The 6109-nt window shown below is 56.3% G+C and carries 5 protein-coding genes and 1 pseudogene; 2 read left to right on the top strand and 4 right to left on the bottom strand.

Annotation, left to right across the window (positions count from 1 at the left end):
* Positions 1-53 precede the first annotated feature (53 nt).
* Positions 54-212 (top strand): annotated as a pseudogene (locus tag FHD68_RS17200) (recombinase family protein); the annotation flags it as partial.
* Between the two features lie 433 nt (positions 213-645).
* Here FHD68_RS17200 and FHD68_RS17195 read toward each other — a convergent pair.
* Both FHD68_RS17195 and FHD68_RS17190 read right to left on the bottom strand, forming a co-directional pair.
* The gene (locus FHD68_RS17195) at positions 646-1698 is read right to left on the bottom strand and encodes a ParB N-terminal domain-containing protein (RefSeq protein ID WP_139086364.1); all 1053 of its coding nucleotides are present in this window, start codon (positions 1696-1698) and stop codon (positions 646-648) included.
* The gene (locus tag FHD68_RS17190; protein WP_139086362.1) at positions 1695-3005 is read right to left on the bottom strand and encodes an AAA family ATPase; all 1311 of its coding nucleotides are present in this window, start codon (positions 3003-3005) and stop codon (positions 1695-1697) included. Before FHD68_RS17190 ends, FHD68_RS17195 begins: the two co-directional genes overlap by 4 nt.
* A gap of 417 nt (positions 3006-3422) precedes the next feature.
* On the opposite strand from FHD68_RS17190, the gene FHD68_RS17185 reads away from it, so the two are divergent.
* Positions 3423-4052 carry a DnaA N-terminal domain-containing protein gene (locus FHD68_RS17185; protein ID WP_208863802.1) on the top strand — a complete coding sequence of 210 codons (630 nt, stop codon included), beginning with the start codon at positions 3423-3425 and terminating at the stop codon, positions 4050-4052.
* 52 nt (positions 4053-4104) lie between these two features.
* Here FHD68_RS17185 and FHD68_RS17180 read toward each other — a convergent pair whose 3' ends face one another.
* Together FHD68_RS17180 and FHD68_RS17175 are read right to left on the bottom strand one after the other, a co-directional pair.
* The gene (locus FHD68_RS17180; RefSeq protein WP_139086358.1) at positions 4105-5268 is read right to left on the bottom strand and encodes an ATP-binding protein; all 1164 of its coding nucleotides are present in this window, start codon (positions 5266-5268) and stop codon (positions 4105-4107) included.
* A gap of 104 nt (positions 5269-5372) precedes the next feature.
* Positions 5373-6109, bottom strand: a 737-nt coding sequence (locus tag FHD68_RS17175) for a recombinase family protein (protein WP_139086356.1), incomplete at its 5' end; no start/stop codon positions are given.

Genomic DNA, 6109 nt, shown 5'->3' with positions numbered 1-6109 from the left:
TGTTTACAAACGGTCGTTTACTGAAATATACATATTGTGAAAAATGGCACTCCATGCCGCTGATTGGCTATGCCCGCGTCTCTACAGATGATCAGACACTGCTGCCGCAGGCCCAGGCTCTGAGAGCCGCAGGCTGTGCCGTGGTTCTTGAGGAACAAGCCTTGGACGGTGACCACACGTGTCCTGTGCTGGCGCGATTTCAAATGAAGATATAGTAGGTACGTGCGTAGGCTTAGAGAGCGCCGATGCGTGAAGCGGAAAGTCAGCGGAATGGGTGACCTGACCTGCTACAGCGGGCTCGTAGGCTCGTAGGCTCGTAGGCTATATTTTGCTATCTTGGGCTCAACACCCTGCTCGGGCACCGCTGCAATTGTAGGCGTGCGAAGAGTTAGGCTGCTGGGCTTGGTTGGACGTAGATTATGCATTTCAGCCTTGACCCAGAAGGATATCCGCTTCCCAATCTACGCCCAAGCAGTGCTGGGTGGTTTGTACAGGCGGCTGCTAATATGCTAGTGCCGATGCCGCAATAGAATTTAATAATTTTGGTTGGCGCAGATGATCCGCCGATAAGCCACCGCCTTGGCACCTGCACGACAACTGTGTCTTATGGGTTACGCGCATTCAGATCGACGCGTAACCCGCGGGTTACTCCTCATCCAACACCTTGTGAAATGCTTCAATTGCGCTCTGAAGGCGCTTCCTGTCGATCGAAGAAAAGTCGGTGCCAGAAAGAATTCTGCATTCACCCTTCCGCGCTGTTACCTTTGCCTCACCGACGTGAAATTCATATTTCACCGCCTTCTTCTGATCTCCCCCGCGCCCCGTAGTGCCCCGACCTGCCAAGGCGACCGGTGGCCGTGACAGCACCTCGGTTTGCTCTTCCGCCGACCTAACCGATGCTAGAGAATTTCGAAGGGACACTGAGACTTCGGGGGAGGCCTGGATCCTCCTAGCAACCTCGACTCCCAAATTGCGCGATATCGCTTTGGGATAAGGCAACACATCGCCAAGTTCCTGCAGCAAGAAAACAAAGCTTCGGATGTAAGACCGCTTCATCTTGTGAAGCGATGCAAAGATCCGACCCACAAGAATATCGGCCCCCTGCCCTTCCATGCCAGCATCAGCCGCCGCAGTTATGGCCACCTGCGCCATCTCGGCGAAGCTTAGGTCCTCACGGATGACGTTTTCCTCGACCATGTCGATGTAAAGGTCGATCCGATCTGCTGGACCTGACGAAACCCGCGCCGTCACGACCGCGAAGCGCGTATCGCCGGTCTCTTGCCACAACTGTTTCAAAGCCGTCAAACGTCGCCAGCCCTTCTTCAACTGAAATCCTGCGTTGGTTCTGAAGACCTCGATCGGCTCTTTCTGTCCCCGTGCACGAATGGAAGCTTTTAGTTCCTCCATCTCGTCAGAACCCGCGGTCGCCGCAAGATCGATACGGTCGCGTGGAAGGTCGTCAGTCCTAATATCGTCGACGCGAATTATCTCAAGCACCCGTCCTTCACCCTGCGCTGTCCTGAAGGCCTTGGCATCTGACGCATTCTGACGGCGCTGCTCGATCAAGGTCTCCGTGCTTTCGGCAAGGCTTCCCGCGGCTTCGCGAACCGCCGCACCCATCGGACCAACTTCGCGCTTGCGTGGCTTGACGCTGGCTGGCTCCAACGGCTCGAAACCGAACTTTCCCTTCTCGCTCATGCACCCATACCCCCATTGCTGTTTTTGCCATCCCATGCGCGAAGCACGGTCTCTCGGAACTCAATATAGGCGGTATCAAAGCTCTGTCTGGCGCGCTTCCATGTCTCACGGGTCATCTGTCGATAGTCCTGCTCATAGACCGATTGCTGGAAACGCCCGGACTGCTCGACAGCCCGAGTCATCTCGATAGCATTCTTGCAAACATCATCGCCAAAGACGTTCCGGAAGGCACCCATCATCGCGATATGTAGTGGGTTCGACGCTTCGAAACGGGTCATTAGCAGCCTGACGTCATCGAATTTCTTGGGCAGACTGATCCCGGCATCCTGGGCCAGCGTCGCGAAGCCAGAAGAAATATCCTCCATCGCGTCGCCTAACTGGCCCAGATAGCTGGTGGTCGAGTCGTACTCCCAGTACCCCGGACCCGAAGGCACGTAGAGGATGTCGGCAGCGAATGCAGCGTTGAGGGATTGATAGCCGATGGCCGGAGGGCAGTCGAAAATGATGATGTCATACTGGTCGTCGGGAAGTTCATTGAGATATCTGGAAATGCAGCCAAAAAAGCTCCAGGCTTTATGAAGTGCCCGATACTGCGCACTTGCGAATTCGACAAAGGCAGCATTCGCGCAGCTTGGAACTACATCGATCGTCGACCAAGCGGTTCTCTGAATAAAGTCCTGTGCGCGTTGTGCACCGATGGATTGGACATCTTCGGGCAGTTCGTCAGAGGAAGGGTAGGGGCAGTCGGCCGGGTCGTCATATGCAGCTACAATGCGGTCGGCCTCGCGGCACAGGTCACGGCACATGATCCCCCAAACAGTATTCCATTCCTTGACCTCGACCAGACCCATCGAATGTGTCAGCGTGGCCTGGGGGTCAAAGTCGATTACCAACACGCGATAGCCGTCCAGTGCGGCGCCATTTGCCAGATGATGGGCGACCACCGTCTTGCCCACGCCGCCCTTGAAGTTGGAGACCGCAATCCGCATCGCGCGTCCGGGCGGGCGCTTTGGCATCAAAGTCTTTCCACGAAAGCGCAGCCTGCGGCGCAGCTCATTGATCTCATTCAGGGTGAACCAGCGCTGACGTCCGTCCTCTTCCACGATCCCCTGTGGCAAGGAGGGATCATCCGCCAGCTTTTTGCGAAGCGTGTCCGCCGGGATGTCAAACATGAACTGACTGATTTCCCAAATTGAGAAGGGCCGTAGGGTCTTTTTTTCGGAAGGTGAGAACGTTGCCTTCCTGACTGCTGCCTGCTGTGCAAGGCTGCGTTCGTTCATTCCTTGAAGATGAGTATGGTCCCGCATGTCTCGGCTCGCGTTTTATGGCTTCCCCTTTTGAATAACGCGAAACGCCAGGAAAGCAAATCCGGCGTTTTGCGTTTTGCCAATGTTAGGGAGATCCATCTAAGAACGCGATTTCGGACGGATACGGGGACATATTTGACCAAGATGTGACCGTTTCGGTGACACCAGAACGGCGATAGGGTGACACACAGGCTGTCACCTATAACCTATGTAACCAGATTTTCATTAATCTTAGTGGGCGTCAGCGCTAATCGCGCTTTTAGTTACTCGTTGACAGATAGCAGGATTTTAATCACTCTCATAGCATGGAGCAGAATCGGTCGAAGATGCCGAGAGAGATGCCAGGGGGCGGCAATGAAGGCGACAAGATCCACCGGACCGCACGCCTCGGTTCAAAAATATGACCTTCTGACAGCTATGGCCATTGCCGGCCTCCACGGAAAAGCCGTCTTTCAAACCTCCATGCTTCGCCTAGTGGCCTTGGTCACGGCCCGCTACAACTGGAAGCTGGACGAGCTGACGGTTGGACAGCGTGACCTTTCGAGGATGTGGTCGGTGGATGAACGAACCGTCAAGCGAGAGATCAAGCGGCTATTGGAGAACGAGATTCTTATTCAACTTCGGCCGGGCGTACGGGGCCGGGTAGCCGCCTATCGGCTGAACCAGCGCGAGATCTATCGAAGAAGTGAATCCCATTGGGAAGAGGTTGGACCTGATTTTGCCGCCAGGATGGATACTAACAGGCAATGCCCGGATGCCGTCGGACCGACAGTCGTCCGGGCTAACTTTCGTCCTATGATGGCGACGGATAATCCGCAGAAAACGGCATGGGGGCGTACATGCGTGCGCCTGGCTGATATGGACCCAGATTTTTATAAAAGCTGGTTTTCCGCTTTGGCTTTCGAGGATTTTGAGCAGACAGTGCTCCGCCTTCGGGCGCCGTCTTCTTTTGTGGCAAAGTACATCGTCACGCATCATCAGAAGCGCTTGCAGGACGTGGCGAGCAGTGAGTTCGGCGCGATCAGAAAGGTCGAGATCATATTCTGAGCGGCCTCCCTTCGGACTGCTACACCACTTCGACACGGCGGTTATGAGTTTTTCAAAGGCCCCGCAACGTTTCCAGAACCGAAGCCAGCGGCATGGCCCTTATTCCTTGAGCGACCGGGATATCATGTTCCCCCGCATAGGCCAGGACGCCTTGATCTGCCTTGATGTCTGCAACCGCCAGATGGAACCCCCGTGATACTTTCGGTGTGGTCGTCCGCTTGACTTCGATGGCCCAAGTTCCGCCGCCCGGAAGCCGCAAGACGAGGTCGACCTCCGCTCCCGCTGAGGTCCGATAGAAAAATGGTTCGGTTCCTGCCGGTGCAGCCGCAATGAGGGCCTCAAGGCAAAACCCCTCCCAACTCCCGCCCACCACGGGATGACCCAGCAGGTCTTCAAATGTCTCTAGTCCAAGCAGGGCGTGAACAAGACCGCTATCCCGGACAAAGACCTTAGGTGACTTGACCAGTCTCTTGCCAACATTCTCATGCCACGGCTGAAGGCGTCGGACCAGCATCAGATCGACAAGCAGGTCAAGATAGCGTCCAACTGTTTGGCCCGAGATGCCCAAGCCCTCGGCCAGTGCAGCGGCGTTCAGCAGTCCGCCTTGCGCATGCGCCAGCATGGTCCAGAAACGGCGCAAGGTGTTTGCAGGGATCCGCGGACCCAGGGCCGGGATATCGCGTTCCAGATAGGTGCGTAGGAAATCCTTACGCCAGTCCATGCTGGTCTTATTGGTATCGGCTTGGAAGCTGTCGGGAAACCCTCCCCGCAGCCAAAGGTCGTTAAGCCGATCCGTACCTACTTCGTCAAGAAGAAGGGGCGGCATTTCAATATAGCGGACGCGTCCAGCAAGCGATTCTGCCGATTGATGCAACAGGACGTTCGATGCTGACCCGAGCAGCAGGAACTGTCCGGTCCGAAACCCTTGGCGACGTCGCGTATCTATCTGACCACGAAGGCTTTTGAACAGTCCTGGAAGCTGCTGAACCTCGTCCAAAATGACTAGTTTTCCCGCCTGTTCATCCAGATAGAGATCTGGCTCGATCATGATTCGTCGATCAGAACTGCGTTCCAGATCCAGATAGACCGACGGTTGCTGTTCGGCGACCCACAGAGCAAGAGTTGTTTTCCCTACTTGCCGGGGACCGAGAAGAACGACTGCCGCCTGATTTTCAAGGGCTGACAGAACGATCTGATTGGCTCGGCGCGTATACATACCTTGCAATTACTCCACAAGATGGAAGAATTGCAAGGTATTAATGGAAAACTGAGAAGAAATCGCTGATCTGCGATGGAGTGCGCTCGTATTCCTAAGATCAATCAAATCATTCCCAACTTTTCGGCTTGCCCGAGCAGCATCTTGACGGAGGAGGGCTGCCATTTAGTCCTCCCACGGGGTGTCCTCTCTCGCATAGCCTCTAGACGCTCACAAATTGCCTGCAGTGTAATGCCTGCGTCGGCGCCTTTGATTGCGGCAATAAGTGCAGGCAAGCGGTCATCTGTCGGGCGCCTTGCTGCGCGCCTCATCACAGTCGCGGGCAGGAAGCCTTCGCACACATAGGCGCGAGTGGCCCGCAGCAGCCGTGGCTGCGTCCAACGGCGGTTTTCCGGTAATGGGGCATTGACGATGCGCAGCACGTCCTCCCACGCCATTTCCGGGCGAAGGCGACGGACATAGGGCACCCACTCGGTCGCCGTGTTGGCCAGACGCTCCATGTAGCCATCATGCCGCGCCAGGCGTACCTTGCGAAGCGCCTCCGGGTTTCGGGCACGCAGCCCGGGATTTCCACCGATCCGCCCTTCGAGACGGGCGGTGGCCAGTCCCGCTTTCGTGCGCTCGCGGATCAGGGCTCGCTCGAACTCAGCCGCAGCACCGAGCACCTGGAGTGTGAACTTGCCCTGGGGCGATGCCGTATCGATCGGATCCTCGATCGAGCGAAAGAACGCGCCCTTTGCTTCGAGCTGCTCGATGATCTCCAGCAGATGCGAGAGGGACCGGGCCAGTCGGTCGATCCGAACGACGACCAGTGTGTCTCCCTTGCGGATACCGTCCAGGA

The sequence above is a fragment of the Paracoccus marcusii genome, assembly GCF_006151785.1.
GTDB lineage: Bacteria > Pseudomonadota > Alphaproteobacteria > Rhodobacterales > Rhodobacteraceae > Paracoccus > Paracoccus marcusii.
The sequence above is the reverse complement of the archived record's forward strand: the minus strand, read 5'-3'. Positions and strand labels throughout refer to the sequence as shown.

What these genes read in the sequence shown, in the direction of transcription:
- FHD68_RS17195 (WP_139086364.1), bottom strand. Translation starts at nt 1,698, where the DNA reads ATGAGCGAGAAGGGAAAGTTCGGTTTCGAGCCGTTGGAGCCAGCCAGC.
- FHD68_RS17190 (WP_139086362.1), bottom strand. Translation starts at nt 3,005, where the DNA reads ATGCGGGACCATACTCATCTTCAAGGAATGAACGAACGCAGCCTTGCA.
- FHD68_RS17185 (WP_208863802.1), top strand. Translation starts at nt 3,423, where the DNA reads ATGGCCATTGCCGGCCTCCACGGAAAAGCCGTCTTTCAAACCTCCATG.
- FHD68_RS17180 (WP_139086358.1), bottom strand. Translation starts at nt 5,268, where the DNA reads ATGTATACGCGCCGAGCCAATCAGATCGTTCTGTCAGCCCTTGAAAAT.